Source organism: Alphaproteobacteria bacterium (assembly GCA_030680745.1).
In the GTDB taxonomy this organism is placed as follows: domain Bacteria; phylum Pseudomonadota; class Alphaproteobacteria; order JAUXUR01; family JAUXUR01; genus JAUXUR01.
Window position 1 is genome coordinate 15232 of the sequence record JAUXUR010000062.1, and the last position, 20557, is coordinate 35788.

12 protein-coding genes are annotated in these 20557 nt (G+C 35.5%); 5 read left to right on the forward strand and 7 right to left on the reverse strand.

What is annotated here, in order from left to right:
- Positions 1 to 88 precede the first annotated feature (88 nt).
- Entirely contained in the window at positions 89 to 3139 is a 3051-nt protein-coding gene (locus Q8L85_07185; protein ID MDP1724471.1) for a hypothetical protein, read from the reverse strand.
- A 108-nt stretch (positions 3140 to 3247) separates the two neighbouring features.
- Between Q8L85_07185 and Q8L85_07190 the strand changes: the two genes are divergently transcribed.
- Positions 3248 to 3505 carry a hypothetical protein gene (locus Q8L85_07190; GenBank protein MDP1724472.1) on the forward strand — a complete coding sequence of 86 codons (258 nt, stop codon included), beginning with the start codon at positions 3248 to 3250 and terminating at the stop codon, positions 3503 to 3505.
- 518 nt (positions 3506 to 4023) lie between these two features.
- Here Q8L85_07190 and Q8L85_07195 read toward each other — a convergent pair.
- Together Q8L85_07195 and Q8L85_07200 are read right to left on the reverse strand one after the other, a co-directional pair.
- Positions 4024 to 5007 (reverse strand): hypothetical protein, encoded by a 984-nt coding sequence (locus Q8L85_07195; GenBank protein MDP1724473.1) that lies wholly within the window; start codon positions 5005 to 5007, stop codon positions 4024 to 4026.
- Positions 5008 to 5273: 266 nt separating this feature from the next.
- On the reverse strand, positions 5274 to 7634 hold the full coding sequence (locus tag Q8L85_07200; GenBank protein MDP1724474.1) for a methyl-accepting chemotaxis protein: 2361 nt from the start codon (positions 7632 to 7634) through the stop codon (positions 5274 to 5276).
- Between the two features lie 175 nt (positions 7635 to 7809).
- On the opposite strand from Q8L85_07200, the gene gatC reads away from it, so the two are divergent.
- The 4 genes from gatC (at position 7810) to Q8L85_07220 (ending at position 11687) form a co-directional block, all read left to right on the forward strand.
- Complete coding sequence (gene gatC / locus Q8L85_07205) at positions 7810 to 8097, forward strand: Asp-tRNA(Asn)/Glu-tRNA(Gln) amidotransferase subunit GatC (GenBank protein ID MDP1724475.1); 288 nt, start codon at positions 7810 to 7812, stop codon at positions 8095 to 8097.
- Between the two features lie 12 nt (positions 8098 to 8109).
- Positions 8110 to 9603, forward strand: a complete 1494-nt coding sequence (gene gatA / locus Q8L85_07210; protein MDP1724476.1) for an Asp-tRNA(Asn)/Glu-tRNA(Gln) amidotransferase subunit GatA — start codon at positions 8110 to 8112, stop codon at positions 9601 to 9603.
- A gap of 2 nt (positions 9604 to 9605) precedes the next feature.
- Positions 9606 to 11054: an Asp-tRNA(Asn)/Glu-tRNA(Gln) amidotransferase subunit GatB gene (gene gatB, locus Q8L85_07215; GenBank protein ID MDP1724477.1), complete on the forward strand. Its 1449-nt coding sequence runs from the start codon at positions 9606 to 9608 to the stop codon at positions 11052 to 11054.
- A 312-nt stretch (positions 11055 to 11366) separates the two neighbouring features.
- On the forward strand, positions 11367 to 11687 hold the full coding sequence (locus Q8L85_07220; GenBank protein ID MDP1724478.1) for a DUF6058 family natural product biosynthesis protein: 321 nt from the start codon (positions 11367 to 11369) through the stop codon (positions 11685 to 11687).
- 133 nt (positions 11688 to 11820) lie between these two features.
- On the opposite strand, the gene Q8L85_07225 is transcribed toward Q8L85_07220, so the two are convergent.
- The 4 genes from Q8L85_07225 to Q8L85_07240 all read right to left on the reverse strand — a co-directional run bounded on the left by Q8L85_07225 (position 11821) and on the right by Q8L85_07240 (position 20487).
- Positions 11821 to 12204, reverse strand: a complete 384-nt coding sequence (locus tag Q8L85_07225) for a phasin family protein (GenBank protein MDP1724479.1) — start codon at positions 12202 to 12204, stop codon at positions 11821 to 11823.
- Between the two features lie 256 nt (positions 12205 to 12460).
- Positions 12461 to 14455: a biotin carboxylase N-terminal domain-containing protein gene (locus Q8L85_07230; protein MDP1724480.1), complete on the reverse strand. Its 1995-nt coding sequence runs from the start codon at positions 14453 to 14455 to the stop codon at positions 12461 to 12463.
- A gap of 115 nt (positions 14456 to 14570) precedes the next feature.
- Positions 14571 to 16103: an acyl-CoA carboxylase subunit beta gene (locus Q8L85_07235; protein ID MDP1724481.1), complete on the reverse strand. Its 1533-nt coding sequence runs from the start codon at positions 16101 to 16103 to the stop codon at positions 14571 to 14573.
- 502 nt (positions 16104 to 16605) lie between these two features.
- Positions 16606 to 20487, reverse strand: a complete 3882-nt coding sequence (locus Q8L85_07240) for a leucine-rich repeat domain-containing protein (protein ID MDP1724482.1) — start codon at positions 20485 to 20487, stop codon at positions 16606 to 16608.
- Positions 20488 to 20557 lie beyond the last annotated feature (70 nt).

Here is a 20557-nt window from a genome sequence, read left to right on the forward strand (position 1 = left end):
TAATTTTAGTATCATGATTTTAAACGAAAAGATTTGGGGCCTTTCTGGCCCCATTTTTTTGAATGAAGAACAATGGTAACCTTCAAAGCTAGCTACTTAAAAATCTTTCAACCCTTTCAATTCCTTTTCGCGCTTTATCATTATCACTTCTTGAAATATTCAACTTAAGCGCGTCCTCATAGCAATACAAAGCATCTTTATTCTGTTTTTTGGCATGTGAATAATAATTACCCATCCCCATCAATGCATCATAATTAAGTTTTTTGTATCCATTCTTGCGCGCAATATCTTCGGCTTTTTGATAAAATTCATATTGCAAACGTTCAGGATCACGGGCATTCCCACGTCCTATCAGTGCCTCACACTCTAATTTTGTATACCCATGATCACGCGCTATCTTTTCTCCTTCTTGATAAAATTCATATTGCAAACGTTCTGGATCACGAGCATTCCCACGTCCTATGAGTGCCCTACACTCTAATTCTTTGTACCCATTCTCATAGACTATCTTTTCGGCTTCTTGATAGCATTGCAACCCCTCAGGATCATGCGCATTCCCACGTCCTATGAGTGCCTCACACTCTAATTGTTTGAATCCCTTCTCATAGGCAATCTTTTCGGCTTTTTGATAAAATTCATATTGCAAACGTTCTGGATCACGGGCATTCCCACGTCCTATGAGTGCCCTACACTCTAATTCTTTGTACCCATTCTCATAGGCTATCTTTTCGGCTTCTTGATAGCATTGCAACCCCTCAGGATCACGCGCATTCCCACGTCCTATCAGCGCATGACATAATAATTCTGTATAGCCATTCTCACGTGCTAACTTCTCAGCTTCTTGATAACACTTTAGCCTCTCAGGATCACGCGCATTCCCACGTCCTATCAGTGCCTCACATTCTAATTCTTTGTACCCATTCTCATAGGCAATCTTTTCGGCATCTTGATAAAGTTCATATCGCAAACATTCAGGGTCACGGGCATTCCAACGTCCTATCAGTGCCTCACATTCTAATTGTTTGAATCCCTTCTCATAGGCAATCTTTTCGGCTTTTTGATAAAAATCAGATTGCAAACGTTCTGGATCACGGGCATTTCCAAGTCCTATCAAAGCTTGAACATAATATTCATTAAAACAATCACTTCCACAAAGCATTATCACTTTCTTAAAACAGATAAGGGCATTCTTACCATCTTTCAAAAAACAATAATGCTTTCCTTCTAAAATAAGCTTACGTAACTCTATATTTTTTAAATTATTTTCATCCAGCTGCATTAAAAAATTGCTAGAACATACTGAATTATCCAGCTCCACAGAATCATCACTGGATCCGTTAATATTTTCTTCATTCAAAAATTCATGATGATGATTATTATTTATTATAGTATCATTATTATCATCAGATAAGACGGATATTTCTATATTAACACATTCATCTTGTCCAACACGCTGCCTTTTATTTGCCCTTTGTTGAGAATCAATCCTATCACTTCTTTTTCTACCTAGAATATTTTGCGGCCTATCAATGCTTACAACGCTCTGGTTATTGACTGATTCTGGCTGATTAAATCTATTTTGAACCGGCGTAGCGCGCTGCCTGTTTCTGTCCTCAACTACAGACAATACTTTTTCGCGCCGCTCGTTACTTACTTTACTGTTATAATAAGCAGGCACAATAACAATATCATTTATTATTACCTTTTTAGTGTTTTTTGATCGATGTGTATTCCTTGAATTTACTTTTTTATTAAACAATTCCCAAGCAAGCTTAGTGGCCTCTTCACGATTCATCCCGCCAGGCGTATAGTCGTGCAAAAGGATCATTTCAGCCATATCCAACCAAAATGTCTTTGTAAAACTATTTTTTTTCTCGTTCAAATCAGCAAATATACGCCAAGCATCATCCAATCGATTCATTTTGACGTAAATTTGTCCTTTGAAAATAGATGCATAATGACGATGTTTTTTTGTTTTGCTTTTTGATCCCTTTTTTTTAATAAGTACATCCAATTTTTTTATTAAATCTTCAACAAAAGAAGCGTTCGGCACATAATTTCTTTTAAGATAAAGCTGAACATATACAAATAAAGCATTTTCTTTATCAAAAACGTTTTCTGCTTGTTGATACGCACCAATCAAAGACTGCTCGATGGTACAATCAGGAAGCATTTTTCTTTTTCCAAGAATAAAGTCTTTTATTTCAATAGCGCTAAATTCTTCAATAGGCTCGTCAATGTCATCATCCAATATTATATTATTTAAATGATTAGAAGGAAGTATATTATTGTTTAAAATATTTTCTTGTATTTCTTGATTTTCAACAGAAACATTATTATTTAAAATTAACTCTGGCTGAATTTCAGACTCATCATGCACGAATGTTGTGCAAATATCTGAAACTTGTTGCCTAGAATTCTCTTCTCCCTGCATTAAACGTAATCTTAACTCTGTAAGATATTTATCTTCTGCATCCTTTGCACGTGCATTTGTACCTTGATATCCCGTCGGCACTAATTTGTTGTAATGAATCCCTTTACACAAAAGAAATAAATCTTCTTTTACACTTCCACTATCATGCATAAAAGAATGACTCAAATAAATATTTTTATTTTCATTTGAATGGATATTATAAATATGAAGATTTTTATGTGTTAATAAGGCAAAAGCATTGATAAATGTATAAGGGATATTGAGAGGTTCATAGATTTTTTTTACAACATTATCATTGTCAAGAAATAATTTATTTGCATTAAAAGGAAGCTCATATTGTGTTTTTTTAATTTTATTTAAATATTCTTCAACACTAATATTTTCTGCATAATCATTTTTTATATATTCACGTAATTTTTCATTACGCTTTGTATATCGAGGATCTTGATCAGCAAGCGCTTTAAGCATCGCATCAATAGCAGATTCGCGTGAGTCATATCCAAAAGCCCTAAAACCACACGCAAGATCTGTTGCTGAAATATAATATTCATTAAAAGTGATATTTGGCTTATCAGAAAGATACCAAGGTGTAGACCTATCTGGCCTTGCAGCATTAACAGCCTCATCAATCGTTGCATCTGAATAATTTACAGATAAAAAAAATACAAAAAACGACATAAGTACAAAAAAATACTTTTTTATCATAGCAATACCTTTAGATTAATAAAAAATAATTATTATTTTAGTATAAAATCAATAAAAAATCAAATACATTCTAAAAAATTAATAAAAAAATAAAAATCAAGCTAATTATTGCCAACTTTTAATTCCATTCTCTATCATTATAAGAATTACTTACAATCTTATTTTTCTTATCTTTATGCAAATAAATCATTTTTAAGAGATCATATTTATATAGTGCCTGTTAAAACGATTAAAGAAGTGCTTGCACATGCTTTAACCGCTAAACTGGTTCCTATTGAATGGGTAGAAGCTGAAGATCCTCCAAAAGCACTTCCCATTGCAGATGCTTCAAAGGATGATCTTGAAAGAGGTTTAACGACGCATTGAATTTAATTTTAAATTCAAAACCTGCAAACAATAGTCCATCAATCTACGGGCAATTTTTATCTTTATGATAGAAACTTGCCCACACATCTTTGTTACCCTGGATCTACGTATGAAGCTTTGCATCAACGAGCCCAGGGAAACAATGGCAATGGGACAAAATTCTAAGATAACAATATAAACTGTCCTGTAAAGTAAAGAGATCTATGTAAATATAGTTCTTAAATATCAATGGTTTGAAATACTTGTTGGTAATCATATGCCCGTGACTTATTCCTGAGAGATCCACACAAAATAATTCTGTAACATATTGAAAATAATAGAAACCCGTGCGGCATCCAGCCCCAAAATCAACATTTATAACTTTTGAAAGGCTATTTTCTAGATTGCTTCTTCGTCTTCGACTCATCGCAACGACGAAATCCTAAGATTTCGCTGTGTTTAAATTCGTGTGGATCTCTCAGGACTTGTTCGCGGCACGTAGGAAGTTACTATAATTATCCACAAGCTTCCACAAAATTTTATTCTGGCGTATACATCAAAATATCTAATATTTGATCATCTGGAACATCTGGCTTTTCGCTATATATTGCATAATCATTATCATCAAAAAATCTACGTGAATAATTATTTTCCTTAAAATTACTAGAAAGATCACGTATAAATAAATACCATCCACCATAATCAATTCGCTTAATAACAATAGGAAGAGCTGGAATATAGAAATGTTTACCATTCACAACATAATGCCAATATTGGTAATCACTCATGGCTCTATCACCATAAAATACATTTTCAGATTTGATATAGATATGGTTTCTCAGCTTATAATCACATTGAATAACATCTGCATGCCTTATAAAATGACAAGAGATTTGTGTTACCAGATTTTCTAATTTTTTATCTATCTCTTTTTTTTTATATTCTTCAGACTCTAAATCAGCTTCTCCAAGTTCAAGCAACATACAACAATTTAAAGTTCCTTTTATCTCTTCAGGTAAAGATTTAAACTTATCTGTATTTACATCATCCAAGCTTAATTCATTGAAAAATCGTCCATCCGGGATAGGATTATACCGATTAACATAATATTCAGGAACACTATACAACTTGGCATTCTGTCGCGTTAACGACATCGTTTTTATCCAAAAATAAGCATGAATAACCGCTTGATGCGGATTAAATTTCTGAAGCTGAATCATTCGCTCAACAAAGGACTTGCGTCGAACAATAACCTCGTATGAATCAGAATCATTATAAATACCATAATACTGCGAACAAACAACAAGCGCATATTCTTTATTTGTTTCCTTCTCACAAACCTTAAAAACCTGTGATTCACCTCCTGAAGCAATAAACTTTTTATATTCAAAACGATCAAAAAAATCATCTTGTGTGACGATAGTGCCTATTGGATATAATTGTTCAAATTCAGGCAATAATGCAAAAAGTTTAAGGTGCAGCAACATTAAAAAAGAAAAAACAAGAATACAAAATTTTTTCATATTGACCTCGATCTTAGAAAGAAAAAATGATTTGTATCATTTTTGCATACAATATACAATTCGTTTTTATTAAAATACAAAAGACAATAAACGAAGATTAGAATCATAAAAAATTAAATAATATTGTAAAATCAAAGGAATATAACTCTAGATTTAAATAATAAATAACATGCGATGTTTTTTAAAACAAAAATCACTTAACTTTAAATAAAGATTTACAAAAACAATACATTAATTGACTACAGCAGTCGCATTTCAAGCAAAACCTACGCCGCTTTAATTTCTTTCAAAAAGCGATCAACTTCTTCTGATAATTTTGACGATTGATTAGTAAGTGCGTCCGCTGCAATGAGCACATCACTTGCCATATTTCCTGTTTCAGAAGCAGCAATACTCACTTCAATGATATTCGATGACACTTCTTGCGTTCCTTGGGCTGTCTGCTGAACATTCATTGCGATTTCTTTAGTCGCTGCTCCTTGCTGATCAACAGCCGAGGATATACTTGTTGCAATATCATTAAGCTCTGAAATAACTGAACCAATTATTTCAATGGATTTCACCGCATCATTTGTTGAGTTTTGAATCGACAAAATCTGTCCTGCAATCTCATCGGTTGCCCTTGCTGTTTGATTTGCTAAATCTTTTACTTCAGATGCAACAACAGCAAAACCACGACCCGCCTCACCGGCACGTGCCGCTTCAATGGTAGCATTCAATGCTAATAGATTAGTCTTACCTGCAATTTCTGTAATTAGATTAACAACTTCACCAATTTTATGTACGGCATTCGCTAAAAATTGAATCGTCGTATTCGTTGATTTAGCTTGCCCAACAGCTTTTGTACAAATAAGGGTTGATTGTGATACTTGTCGCGCTATTTCTTGAATTGAATGGGAAAGCTGTTCAGCGGCTGACGCAACAGTCTGAACATTAGCTGAAGCTTGCTCAGAAGCCGCAGCAACAATATTTGAATTATGATTCGTCTTTTCAGCATTATTTGCCATAATTTCTGCAGATGATTTAAGTTGGCTGGCCGATGATGCAACCAATCCAACTACATCCTTAACTGAAGATTCAAAATCATTAGCAAGTTTTACCTGAGTCGTTACGACATTCCACGTAGACATTACACTTATATATTTACCATTTTTATCTAATATTGCGGACGCTTGTAAATCAACCCAATCATTTCCTATTTTTATGCGTGTTTTATAAGGAAGATTATTTGGATTTGAAAGTAATTTTCTTTGATGGTCTGGATTCTTATGAAATTGGTGTATTTTGGTGCCTATCAATTCAGAAGACTTAAAACCATAAAATTGTTCAAATGTTTCCATCATCGTTAAACTTGATTTATTACCATAGCTTATTGCAAAATCTTTTTGAGGGTCAGCCACCAAAATACTGAGTGGCATTTCTTCTACCATTTGCTGCAATTGAAAAGATTTCCCAACTATTTCCTTCAAATTATTTAATGCTTTTGCAATCATACCAATTTCATCATTGCGCGACACATCAACATGGATTGTCGTATCACCAGCTGAGATAGCGTTAATATTGGATTGCAATATTCCAATAGGCCTAACAACCCGCCTAACAATTACAAAAATGGCAAACGAAGCTAAAGAAAAACCAATGATTAGAGCAATTGCAGCAATTATTGCATTTGTGAACGATTTTTGATTGTCACTTTGAGATAAATTATTTTCTATTTCATTTACTTGATCCGAAAAAATACTCACATCACTCAAAAATTTTGTAGTTTTTTCAAACCATTCGTCCGCATTTAATTGATAATGAATACCTTTAATGCCATTTTCAAATACTTTTTCTACAACAACTTGGTAATTTTCAACAAAGGATTGCTTAAGCTTTATATACTTTTCAGAAAGCGCTTTTTTTAAAATAGGACCTTCAAGCAATCCTTCTATTAATCTGAACATTGTCGCTGCAACAGGCAAATGCCCCATCAAATCCCGCAAATCCTCTTTTTCGATAGTTTTATCTAACGAAATGATTTTTGTAAAGCGCCCTCTTAATTCACTCAACTCATTAGAAACAAAAGATAAATATCTTTTTATTTGCTCTAAATGATCAAAAGGTGTTTCTTCATAAAGATACACATTAATTAAATCAGCAAGATTACTCATTGAAATATATAAAGTCGCAACAGATTTTAAATAATGAATACCTACGTCCAAATCCCTTTTAGAAAGTGGTTGCGATGCTGCAATATCAACTTTTTTAAAAAACTCACGTATTTCTTCTTTGTTTTTAAGTATTTGATTAATAGTTGCATCTCTCCCCGGAAAATCATTAAACAACTTAACAGATGTAATCACTTTTTCTAATAATTCATCAGCAGTTTGTCGAGCATCCTCAATTTTTTTCTTTTGATCTGTAGCAATAGGGTCTTCTTTAGACAAAGCAAGCATAATACCGCCACGTGCATTAAAACTTGCATCTGCACTGTCAAATAAATTATTTAAAATATCATTTATTTGAATTGTTTCTCGGGCAAGACGTGAAGTTTCGTATGAATGATAAAATGAAATACTTGAATAACTGATAACAAGAATGACCAAAGCCGAGACTATACCTATAAGCGTTGTACGAATGCTCATTAACTTCCCCTAAGAAACTTATTTTTAATTGCTACTTATTATTTAAACTATGCAGGATTTTTTTACAAACATATAGACGTAACATTGTCTTTAATGTGTCGTACTGACACTTGATGATTGATCAAAAAAAGTGGTAATGTGTAGAACATTTGTACCATTGACAAGGTTTTTAAAGATGACGATCACCCGTGAGACCGTAAAAAAAGTTGCACATCTAGCAAGAATAGAGATAAAAGATGATGAAGAAACACAATTTGCAGACGAATTAAACAAGATTGTTGCCTGGATTGAACAGCTTAATGAGGTTAACACATGCAATGTTGAACCCCTTGATCATGCTGTTTCCTATTCTTTAAGAATGCGTGAAGATTCGCCTGAATCCAACAATCATGCCTCAGATATTCTTAAAAATGCTCAAGAAACAGTTTTAGACTTTTTTTCAGTCCCTAAAGTCGTTGAATAGGTGATAGCCAATATGTCCAAACAATCAGAATTATGCACATTAACAATTGCAAGCGCCAAAGAAAAATTATTAAAAGGTGAAATCACAGCTGTTGAGCTTACCGAAGCACATTTAAAACAAATGGATGCCCAAAAGCATTTAAATGCTTTTATTACCCCCACACCAGAGCTCGCATTACAACAAGCAAAAGAATCAGATAAACGCTATCAAAAGAATGAAGCTAAATTATTAGATGGGATGCCCATCGGCGTTAAAGATCTTTTTTGTACAAAAGACACAAGAACTACAGCAGGCTCCCATATTTTAGAAAATTTTGTACCCCCTTATGAATCAGGGGTGACCAGTAAATTATGGTCAAATGGCGCCTTAATGGTTGGCAAAACAAATATGGACGAATTTGCTATGGGGTCTGCCAATATCACTAGTTATTTTGGTTCAGTCAAAAATCCATGGAGAAAAAAGGGCTCAAACACCCCAGAAAATTTAGTGCCCGGCGGATCATCAGGTGGATCAGCTTCAGCTGTTGCTGCCAATATGTGTCTGGCTTCTTTAGGTTCTGATACAGGTGGCTCCATCCGTCAACCCGCTGCTTTTTGTGGTCTTGTAGGTCTTTTACCTACTTATGGACGATGTTCACGTTACGGTATGGTTGCTTTTGCATCCTCTTTGGATCAAGCAGGTCCTTTAACGAAAACAGTTGAAGATGCTGCTCTTTTATTCCAAGGTATTGCAGGTTTTGATCCCAAAGATTCAACATCTGCTGATGTGCCCCTCCCCAATTTTCAAAAAGCACTAACTGGCAACATTAAAGGAATGCGTATTGGCATTCCCAAAGAATATCGTTTAGACGGCATGCCACAACGCATTGAAAAATTATGGCAAGAAGGCATTGATTGGTTAAAAGATGCTGGCGCTGAAATTGTTGACGTTTCATTACCGCATACAAAATATGCGCTTCCTTGTTACTATATTATAGCACCCGCAGAAGCATCGTCTAATCTTGCACGCTATGATGGTGTTCGTTTTGGTCATCGCGCTTCTGGTAAAACATTAAATGAAATGTACGCTAAAACGCGTGGTGAAGGTTTTGGACGCGAAGTTAAACGTCGTATATTGATTGGCACTTACGTGCTCTCTTCAGGCTATTACGATGCGTATTACGTTAAAGCACTTCGCATTCGCAAACTTATTCGTGACGATTTCATGAAAGTTTATGAAAAAGTAGATGCATTATTAACCCCTTCGACACCGAATCCTGCTTTTGAAATTGGTCAAAAAATGGATGATCCTTTATCAATGTATCTTAATGATGCTTTCACCGTTACCGTCAACTTAGCTGGTCTTCCAGGCCTTTCAATCCCTGCAGGATTTACAGATGACGAACTTCCGTTAGGATTGCAAGTTATTGGGAAGCCTTTTGATGAAGGCACCATTTTGAACATTGGTAGTGTAATTGAAAAATCTTCTGGCTTTTTAGAAAAAGCACGTCTTATTAGAGGAAACTAAAAATGAAGCTTGTTGAAGGAAAAACAGGATCTTGGGAAGTCGTTATTGGTCTTGAGGTCCATGCCCAAATTATATCCAATACAAAGCTTTTTTCTGGTGCCCCCACAGGATTTGGTGCCGAGCCCAATGCGCAGGTGTCCTTTGTTGACGCCGCCTTCCCTGGTATGTTGCCTGTCTTAAATCGTGTATGTGTTGAACAAGCAGTTCGTACAGGATTAGGTCTTAATGCTGAAATTAATTTAACCTCTGTCTTCGAGCGTAAAAATTATTTCTACCAAGATTTACCAGCGGGTTACCAAATTTCGCAATATCTTCACCCCATCGTCGGTAAAGGCCAATTAAAAATTGAGCTAGCTGATGGTGAAACCAAAATGATTGGCATTACACGTCTTCACCTAGAGCAAGATGCCGGTAAAAGCCTTCATGATCAACACCCTAACCGCACTTACATTGATCTTAACCGTGCAGGCGTTGCATTAATGGAAATCGTGTCGGAGCCTGATATTCGGTCGCCCGAAGAAGCTGGTGCTTATGTCCGAAAATTACGTTCAATCTTACGTTATATTGGCAGTTGCGATGGCAATATGGAGCAAGGCAATTTACGTTGTGACGTTAACATCTCAGTGCGTAGACCAGGCGCAGAACTCGGTACAAGATGTGAAATTAAAAACGTAAACTCCGTTCGCTTTGTCATGCAATCGATTGATTATGAAGTACAACGTCAAATCGAAGTTATTGAATCTGGCGGTAGTATCGCCCAGGAAACGCGTCTTTTTGATCCAACTTTAGGTACAACGCGTACCATGCGGACAAAGGAAGATGCACATGATTATCGATATTTCCCAGATCCTGATCTTTTACCTTTGCGCTTGACTGAAGATTTCGTGGCCCAACAAAAGGCAAAATTACCAGAACTTCCTGATCAAAAGAAAGAGCGCTTCGTCAAACAATATAATTTACCTTCTTATGACGCTGATTTCCTAACAGCTGAACGTGAATTAGCCAATTTTTATGAAGAAACCGCCAAAGATGTCGATGGTAAGCTTGCTGCCAATTGGGTAATGGGTGATTTTTCTGCCGCCATGAATAAATCAGGTGGCCTTGATAAAGTACAAGTGACAGCTAAGTCTTTGAATGCTCTTGTTAAATTAATTGGTAATGGCACCATTTCAGGACGTATGGCCAAAGACGTTTTCATCGATATGCTTGAAACAGGTAAAGATCCTGAATCAATCGTGAATGAAAAAGGCATGGTCCAAGTCAGCGACACAGCATCCATTGAAAAGTTAATCGATGATGTTTTGGTACAAAATCAAGACAAAGTTGCTGAATATAGATCCGGTAAAGACAAATTATTTGGATTCTTTGTAGGCCAAACCATGAAAGCGAGTCAAGGCAAAGCCAATCCACAATTGCTGAATGAGTTGTTACTGAAAAAGCTTCAGGGATAATTTTAACTCCAATCAATCTACGGGACAAAAAAAATGAAATTGCTTCGGTTTCTTTCACCTCTCCCCTTGTGGGAGAGGTCGGCGCGCAGCGACGGGTGAGGGGTACCTATAGCGTTTACAAAGAGCAATACCATCATGCCATAATTTAAGCATTGCTAAACAAATACTCATCTCTCCAAAATTGTAAAATACCCCTCACCCGCTCCCTTTGGTCGCGACCTCTCCCACAAGGAGAGAGGTAAAAAAAAACCTTCTTTTGGAGGGCTTTTTGGTAAAAAATTGTTTTCACTTTTTAGAAATAAGTTACGGGATATGAGAGCGGGATATTTAGAAATAGGCTTAGAAAAAACATTTAACGAAGAATGGGGATATGTGATGAAAGGCCTCTACGGCATTTGCCTGAAAGAAGTCAGTTCTCGTTCAATTGTCATCAAAAAATTTGCAGATTATAAACTTACCAATCTTCTAAAAACAGACTCACTACCTGTTGATCAAAAACAAGAATTGCAATTAGCCATAGACCTTTTCAACAATATTGCATCTGACTTTGATCCACATGAAATTAAAAGCAGCAATCGTGAGTGTTTACTTAATGCGGTTATTAGAAAGTTTGATACAAAGCTTTGTGCTTAACAGAAAAAATGGCTTTAAAAAACTAGAATAGCAGAATGAATTAAGATGAATAATGGAAAAAAATACCCCCGCAGTTCGCACTGCGAGGGATCCCCTGGAAACGAGCCTGGATAAGCTCGTGGGATTGCTCAGCTTATTGCTTAAAGGTTTTTGCAGTTGCTTCTTGCGTCGCTTGCTTTGATAAATCATGCATAGGCTGAGAAGCTTCTTTAAACAAGGCAGCTGTTTTTTGTGAAATTTGTGTTGTTTTGTCCATATGATTTTTAACGGACCCTTGAAGCCATTCTTTGTGAATAGCTGCAGCCTCTTGAGGTGTTTTTGCAGAAAACATTGATTTCATTGCTTCCATTGTAGAATTAAATGAATCTGCAATATGTTCACTGATAGATTGATGAATATCAGTCATACCTTTATGGAGAGTTTTACCAGATTCATGGATCGCTGATAATGAGGCTGCATGATGTTGCTTCATATCTTCCATGCCTTTTTTAAGATCTGGATTTACTTTTGTTGCCATTGTCATTCCTTCCTATTGTTTAAGCGTTTTTGTCTTTTAGCCTAATAACTTCGTTTATCCTTCAATTTTAAGTGTATCAACTTAAATTTTGCATTGCAACATATTTTTTGCATTGCGGTAAGTATCAAAGAATACATGTTATGAGTACTGTTTTCTATAGCTTTATGCTCATTCTAGAAAGCTTGCAAGCTCAATTTTCTATAATGCTCAAAAAAAAAACTAAGGATACATTATGATCACAATTTATAGTTAGTAATTATGCAACAATTTCAAATTCAATCATAGGTTGCTCGGCTTTTAGACTTTGACCAGGCTTTACATGTAATTTAATAATTTTTCCTTCACGATGGGCGCGGACGACATTTTCCATTTTCATGGCTTCGATCACCGCTAAGGCTTCACCACTTTTCACAAAATCACCTTCAGCGACTTTGAGTGACAATAATAATCCAGGCATAGGGGACACGACATATTGAGAATGATCATCAGCTTTTTTTGCAGGCATATGTTTTAACAAATCAGCAATATGAAAAGGCACAATCTCTGCTATACATTTTTGATCACGCCAAATAAAAGATAGATTATAACCCTGACGATCGACGTGTAAAAAATATCGTTCATTTGCTGTATTTACTTCAATAAAAGATAAATTTGGATAAATCTTCATCGTGATGGATTCTATCCCTGATTCTATAACGTCACCCATTTCATACCAAATATCAGCTGAATTATCACTTGTGGGCGTTACAATAATTTTGTGCGAAATAGTGCCAATAGTAACCGACCAAATGCTTTGTGCACGCGCATTTGCATCATGTTTTTCTGAAGTTAAAAACTGATAAAAACATCCAATTTTATAAAGCAATTTGGCAAAATTTTCGTCTGGTTTTTGATACGAAAATGCATCCGGATAGGTTTCTTCAATAAGGCGCGTTGAAAAATCACCTTGCTGGAAATTCGGATTGAGTAAAAGCGATTGTAAAAAAGGAATATTATGATCAAGCCCTTTAATAACGCAACTATCCAAATACGAAACCAACGTTTGAATCGCCTCATCACGCGTTTCACCATAGGCAATGGCTTTTGCGATCATGGAATCATAATAAGGACTGATCTCGTTGCCTTCAACAATCCCTGTATCAATACGAATATTATCAGCCTCAGGCATCTGGAGCGCCTTAATTTTGCCAATGGCAGGCATAAAATGGCGCAATGGATCCTCAGCACAAATCCGTGCTTCAATGGCCCAGCCTTTTAACGCAACATCTTTTTGTGCAATTTTTAATATTGAACCTTTAGCCACAAGTAACATTTGTTCAACAATATCAATATTTGTCACCAATTCTGTCACGGGATGTTCAACCTGAAGTCTTGGATTTACCTCTAAAAAATAATGATTTTTATCGGAATCCACTAAAAATTCAACCGTCCCCACTGAAGAATAGCCTGTTTCTTTAATAATTTTTAAAGCATCCCTACCTAATTTTTCACGTAGATTTGCGTCAACAAAAGGCGACGGCGCTTCTTCAATAACTTTTTGATAACGACGTTGTAATGAACATTCACGTTCGCCTAAATAAATCGCGTTGCCATGCTTGTCGGCCAATACTTGAATTTCAATATGACGCGGCCGTTCGACAAACTTTTCAATGAATACGCGGGCATCACCAAAAGACGATTGTGCCTCACTCATCGCACGTCCAATCTCATCCTTCAAATCTGACTTTTCATAAACCCGGCGCATCCCTTTACCGCCACCGCCAGCAACTGCTTTTATTAAAACTGGAAATCCAAGCTTTTCTGCCTGCAATGCTGCAATGTGAGGGTCGCTCACAGGTTCTAGATCACCTGATAAAATAGGAATATTGAGTTTATGCGCAATTTTTTTTGCTTCGATTTTATCGCCCAACACACGCAAGCAATGTGCATTGGGTCCAATAAAAACAATATCTTCTTCATCGAGACATTCTGCAAACATAGGGTTTTCAGCTAAAAAACCAAAACCAGGATGAACAGCGTCCACACCTATTTTTACGGCAAGATTAACAATTTTTTCAATATTCAAATATGAATCGCGTGCCTGGGGACCTCCTATTTCATAAGCCTCATCTGCCAATTCCGTGTATAAGGCGCCCTTATCAGCACTTGAATAAATAGCTACTGATTTGATGGATAATTTCTTAAGCGTCTTAATAATGCGGCAGGCAATTTCACCACGATTGGCAATAAGTACTTTTTGAAATAAGGGCATAGGATCCTCAAATTATATAGTTTTTTAAGTTTATGCGCAGACGAGGAATGACGCGCGACGCGTATTCTTCATACGTGAGCAAGGAATGACGACGTATCCGCATGAAATTAAAAGACTATAGCGGAATGTTGTTATGTTTTTTATACGGCTGTTCGATTTTTTTACGTTTTAAAATCTCTAAAGATCTACAAAGCTTTAAACGTGTTTGATGCGGCATAATAACATCATCGATAAAACCATAATGCGCTGCAATAAAAGGATTAGCAAATTTTTGACGATATTCTTCTGTACGTCTTTCAATTTTATCCTTATCGCCAATATCTTCTCTGAAAATAATTTCAACAGCCCCTTTCGGTCCCATCACTGCAATTTCAGCACTTGGCCAGGCATAATTAATATCCGCGCGAATATGTTTGGACGACATCACATCATAAGCGCCACCATAGGCTTTGCGTGTAATCAACGTAATTTTTGGTACACTGGCTTCAGCAAAAGCGAATAATAATTTAGAGCCATGCTTAATAATACCGCCATATTCCTGATCAATACCGGGCATAAAACCAGGCACATCCACAAAAGTAACGATCGGAATATTAAAACAATCGCAAAAACGTACGAATCGTGCCGCTTTTCTGGAAGACTCAATATCTAAACAACCCGCTAAAACCAAAGGTTGATTCGCGACAAATCCAACTGTCGACCCATTCATACGTCCAAAACCAATGATAATGTTTTTGGCATAATCTGGTTGAATTTCAAAAAAATCTGCATCATCAACTATTTTAACAATTAAATCCAACATGTCATAAGGCATATTCGGATTTTCAGGAATCAGATGATCCAATGCATAATCAAGACGGTTAATAGGATCATTTGTTGGTTTTAATGGGGGCTCATCACGATTTGAGAGTGGTAAAAAATTATAAAAACGACGTGTCGCAAGCAATGTTTCAATATCGTTGTCAAAAGCTAAATCTGCAACACCAGATTTTGTCGTATGCGTAACCGCACCACCCAACGCTTCATGGGTGACTGATTCATGTGTTACGGTTTTAACCACATCAGGGCCAGTGACAAACATATATGAGCTATCTTTGACCATGAAAATAAAATCGGTCATGGCAGGCGAATAAACAGCCCCACCCGCACATGGTCCCATAATTAATGAAATTTGAGGTATGACGCCGGATGCTAAAACATTACGTTGAAAAACTTCAGCATAACCGCCCAATGACACAACACCTTCTTGAATGCGCGCGCCGCCTGAATCATTGATACCAATCAATGGAATACCCAAACGAACGCTATGATCCATAATTTTGCATATTTTACGCGCATGTGCGTCACTTAAACTGCCACCAAAAACGGTAAAATCTTGGCTAAAAATAAAAACGGGACGGTTGTGAATTTTACCTAACCCAATAACAACACCATCGCCTGGAATTTTTTTATCTTCCATGCCAAAATCAGCACAATTATGTTCGACAAACATATCCCATTCTTCGAAGGAATCTTCATCAACCAAAACTTTTATCCGCTCACGCGCCGTAAGTTTACCCTTAGAATGCTGCGCTTTTATACGTTTAACACCACCACCTAAACAAGCAGCATTTTTACGTCGTTCTAATTCATCAAGAATAGCCTGCATATTTATGCCTTTTTATTTTTACCAATCTACCGAACAAAAAATAATTTTGACTAAAAACCTACCAAACATCCATCCGTTTCCCTGAACAGGTGAAAAGCGAAGCTTTGAGTAGGATTCAGGGTCCAATTAACACTCATGATCGCAGATCATGACACAATTTAAGTAAACTTGTCATGCTCTTACGAGCATGTATTTACTTCTGGATCCTGAATCTGCGTATGAAGCTTTGCTTCAACGCGTTCAGGAAAAAAAAGATGTGTAGCCAATTTTCTATTATAAAAATAAAAATTGTCCGGTCTATTAATTTTTTACCTTTTGAAAATCCTACAATGTTTTTAGTTAATCGGCCAGATTGTTTTCATATTATCAGGACAAATGCATAATTGGGGATGCTGAAAAACTATATGGGACATTTTCAAAAATTATTTGGATTTATGGGCCCCGCGTACAAACCACGGGGATAGAAGAGCAAGAAAGTCCTTAGCGTATTACAATCTATCACTTAATCATCAATTGAATTCCAATTAGTGAAATTATTTGAATTATTTTCATCTGGAATATTATCGTCTATGTTATTACTGCTCTCTGCGTCATGATCCGCAATCATTTCATTTTTTATGGAATCATCGATTAAAAAACCTGCATGAATCAGGATAGCCTTAGCACCTTCCCGGGTTAAGATTGCAGGCGCACCTTCTGTATCTAAAGGATCGGCGGTAAAATATTTTTGCCACTTTGTATCATTTTCATCGTCAGATATTAACCCTTGAAGATATAAATATTCCACAATCGAACCTGTTGTAAACGGACGAAATTGTCTGTTTTGTCGTGTTTTAGCTCTTAAACGAAGAATTTCCTTTTCATGATCAGCAAGCGATAAGTCTTTACCGCCAATGCCAAGCTCTTCTCTAAGGTCCTGAGCATCTTGGTTTGTTTCGGATGATTGCATAACCCAATCAATCAGACGATCAGGGCTGACTAGACCATAAAAGACTTCAACGACATTCCATTTATTTCCGGCAAAAGGATCTTGTCCCATAGTGCCCATACGTTCTTGATACGAAGTGATGGCAGCATTTAGGCCTAATTCATCTTTTAATTGATCGCGATAGGAACTTATTAAGTGAACGTTTTGTGAATTTTCAGCCGCTTTTGCCAAAATGGCCGTTGTAAAATGAGCGTTTTTCTTAACAGCTAAGAAGCGTTTTAAATTATCCTTAAAGTTATTTATTTGATATCCATTTTCTGATATTGCGTAAGCGACTGCGTTAATACCTTCAGCTTGGCCTGTGGGACAATGCAAAAGTCCGTTCACCAGCAAGTTAAACAATAACATCTTCGCGTCTGGATCGATTGTATGATTGATGCGATCCATAATAAAAGTTAGAGCTTTTTGGGTTTCAGGAATTTGGGCTTCGTACATTTTCCAGGGTTTAACATCATCCCCTATCAACGGTAATCTATAAAGGGCCCTGATATAGCCTGTTAAACGCGGCGCAAGGTATTGAAATACTTTATCAAGATTTGATAGATTTTTATTTTTGGCATCACTTGCAAAATCACTGGCAAGCATTTCGTAAGAAAGATAGCCTGGTTTTGTGTTGTCGTAAAAGTTAAGATCCGCCATAATTTGTTCCAACACATCAAGCATTTCTTGACCGTTAAAGACCTTATCCACATTAATTTCAGGTAATTTATTGCTAACAAAAATGTTCCGATTGATGCGTAAAGACTGTTTGTCTAAAGCTGAATACACACCCATTTTATTTGTTTGAATCGGCAGAGGTTCTAAAGAAGGCTCATCAAATTCGAGTCGATCTCCAAAATGGGCACGCAATTCTTCTTTACCCCATTGCAATGGATTATCACTTCTGGGAAGAAGATAGGGATTATTCCTAAGATTGAATAAAGTTAAGATTCTTAAATTTTTTATGCTTGCAGGGATAGTGGTTAAATTATTACCATCTAAAAAAAGATGGAATAGATTGATCAGATTTCCAATTGAGTCAGGAAAAATAGTAAGTTGACAATGATTGAGATTGAGTATGTTCAACCTTTTTAAATTACCTATCGATTCAGGCAAAGAAGTAAGTTGACAATGCTCGAGATCAAGCACGTTCAAGCTTTTTAAATTACCTATCGATTCAAGCAAAGAAGTAAGTTGACAATGCGAGAGATCAAGCACGTTCAAGCTTTTTAAATTACCTATTGATTCAGGTAAAAAAGTAAGTTGACACTCCGAGAGATCAAGGTCTTTCAAGCTTTCTAAATTACCTATCGATTCAGGTAAAGAAGTAAGTCGACACTGCGAGAGATCAAGCTCTTTCAAGCTTTCTAAATTACCTATCGATTCAGGTAAAGAAGTAAGTCGACACTGCGATAGATCAAGCTTTTTCAAGCTTTTTAAATTACCTATCGATTCAGGTAAAGAAGTAAGTTGGCAACCCGAGAGATTGAGCTCTTTTAAGTTTTTCAAATTAACTATCGATTCAGGTAAAGAAGTAAGTTGGCAACCCGAGAGATCGAGTATTTCCAAGTTTTCTAAACTACCTATGGATTCAGGTAAAGTAACGAATTTCTGGCTACCAATCTTAAGCTCTTTTAAATTTTTTAGATTATCAATTGAGTCCGGCACAAAAAAATCACTATGGCTTGAAAAGCTAAGTGTTTCCAAATCAGTTAACCTGGTTATTGCATCAGGAAAACCAAAAACAATAGAATGGACTGTAAGGCTTTTTAACCTAGGAAACAAATCAATATATTGAAATATCTCGCCGGACACAGGGTTTAAACCATATTGATCTTTAATGATATGAAAACAATTTTCATAAATCACTTTATAAGGATCTTCCGAACAATTTAAAAGCTCTATTATATTACATAAATCGTCAACGTTTGATAATCCATATGTTTTTTTAAAATATATAATCTTATCTAAAGTCCGTGTTTTAAAATCGTAACTTTCGAATTTTTTTAATTTTATGATCTCTAGAAAAACCTTAATATATTGCATATCATCAAGCATCATTCCATCTGTTAATTGCCTTGCATATCCAATTAATTCTTTAATTTGATCCTGATACTCTTTATCACCGTCTCTACCTATTAGCCGTCCTGTCTTTTCTTTAATTTTTTTGAGTTCACTAAGTATATTTACTAAAATCTCAGGGCTAAAGGCTTTATCATGCGTAAAATGATAAGCACATTGAAAAACCTCGTTATCAAATTCATCATAATAAATAGGATCGATAAGATTGAGTATGCTTATTAGATTTTGATATTGACGCAACGAAAGATAATATTTTTCATTTAGGCTTTCATACCAATAAATAGTAGACTTTTCTGTTAATTCACTTTTGAGTGCACGACGTATAATAGAGTCATATTTTAATGGATCCACTTGCCTTAAAAGCTGCACAAGCGAAAAAAAACATTCTGAATCATAAATATTTTTTTCTAAACCTAAGGTTTTAATAATTTGTTCTGAATGATCTGTCAAAGCCTTAATATTTTTTTTATGCCGCGGATCAAGCATTTTTTCGACGTTTGCTGAATCAAGAATCGTTTTGAAACCATTATCTTTAAAATCATCACTTTTATAATGGGATCGAAGTGTTTCTATAAAAGAAACAAAAAGTTCACGATTGTAAAAAGGAGAATTACAAAACGCGCCGATCAATGGAATTTCATAAAATATATATTGTTTAGTACCTAAAAGCGATTCAATAATAATTTTGAATTCGTAAGGATATAAATCTATTTTAATGGCATCTTTAAACATTTTTAAGAAATTAGAAACGCCAGGAAACTCATTTTTAAGCAAATTATATATCTTTACAAAATCGGCATAATGCTCTGAATTCCAAGGGTCCGTGGTTGTGTCAAATATTTTACTGATTTCAAGGAAATCATCATAATTTTTTGAATCTAATGTATTTAGGGCAGCAATTAAATAGCCCCAAAAGTCATCATCTGTACCAAAATCTATAGATAAGTTTCGATTATCGATAATTTTTTTTATCATTTGAAGAATCAAAAATGGATTGTTTTGTTCTAATATTTCTTTGATGAAATCTTCTTTTTCGTCTTCATCGCAATCAGAATCAAATCTAAGCGATTGGAATGCTACAATAAATTCGCGACTATTTTCATCCAGCAAGCTTAAGGCAGAAGCATTCGCATTAAGATTATTTAAAATTATTGTGTTTTCGGTTTGTTTTTTCTTGCTGTTAGGCTCTTTGGCATCTGCAGCGCGTTCTCTTTTTCGCAACATTCCATTGTTATTACTGTCAGATGGATCACCCCCATTATTGTCCATTGCAAAAGAAATTGTAGAAAACATGGTGTTCACGAATAACAAAAACATAAATAATTTTTTATTCATTTAAAATCTCTTTAATTAAAATTAATAATAATGTATTTTATTGTATTTTACTTTAAATGTCAACTTTATT

What these genes read in the sequence shown, in the direction of transcription:
- Q8L85_07185 (MDP1724471.1), bottom strand. Translation starts at nt 3,139, where the DNA reads ATGATAAAAAAGTATTTTTTTGTACTTATGTCGTTTTTTGTATTTTTT.
- Q8L85_07195 (MDP1724473.1), bottom strand. Translation starts at nt 5,007, where the DNA reads ATGAAAAAATTTTGTATTCTTGTTTTTTCTTTTTTAATGTTGCTGCAC.
- Q8L85_07200 (MDP1724474.1), bottom strand. Translation starts at nt 7,634, where the DNA reads ATGAGCATTCGTACAACGCTTATAGGTATAGTCTCGGCTTTGGTCATT.
- gatC (MDP1724475.1), top strand. Translation starts at nt 7,810, where the DNA reads ATGACGATCACCCGTGAGACCGTAAAAAAAGTTGCACATCTAGCAAGA.
- gatA (MDP1724476.1), top strand. Translation starts at nt 8,110, where the DNA reads ATGTCCAAACAATCAGAATTATGCACATTAACAATTGCAAGCGCCAAA.
- gatB (MDP1724477.1), top strand. Translation starts at nt 9,606, where the DNA reads ATGAAGCTTGTTGAAGGAAAAACAGGATCTTGGGAAGTCGTTATTGGT.
- Q8L85_07220 (MDP1724478.1), top strand. Translation starts at nt 11,367, where the DNA reads ATGAGAGCGGGATATTTAGAAATAGGCTTAGAAAAAACATTTAACGAA.
- Q8L85_07225 (MDP1724479.1), bottom strand. Translation starts at nt 12,204, where the DNA reads ATGGCAACAAAAGTAAATCCAGATCTTAAAAAAGGCATGGAAGATATG.
- Q8L85_07230 (MDP1724480.1), bottom strand. Translation starts at nt 14,455, where the DNA reads ATGCCCTTATTTCAAAAAGTACTTATTGCCAATCGTGGTGAAATTGCC.
- Q8L85_07235 (MDP1724481.1), bottom strand. Translation starts at nt 16,103, where the DNA reads ATGCAGGCTATTCTTGATGAATTAGAACGACGTAAAAATGCTGCTTGT.
- Q8L85_07240 (MDP1724482.1), bottom strand. Translation starts at nt 20,487, where the DNA reads ATGAATAAAAAATTATTTATGTTTTTGTTATTCGTGAACACCATGTTT.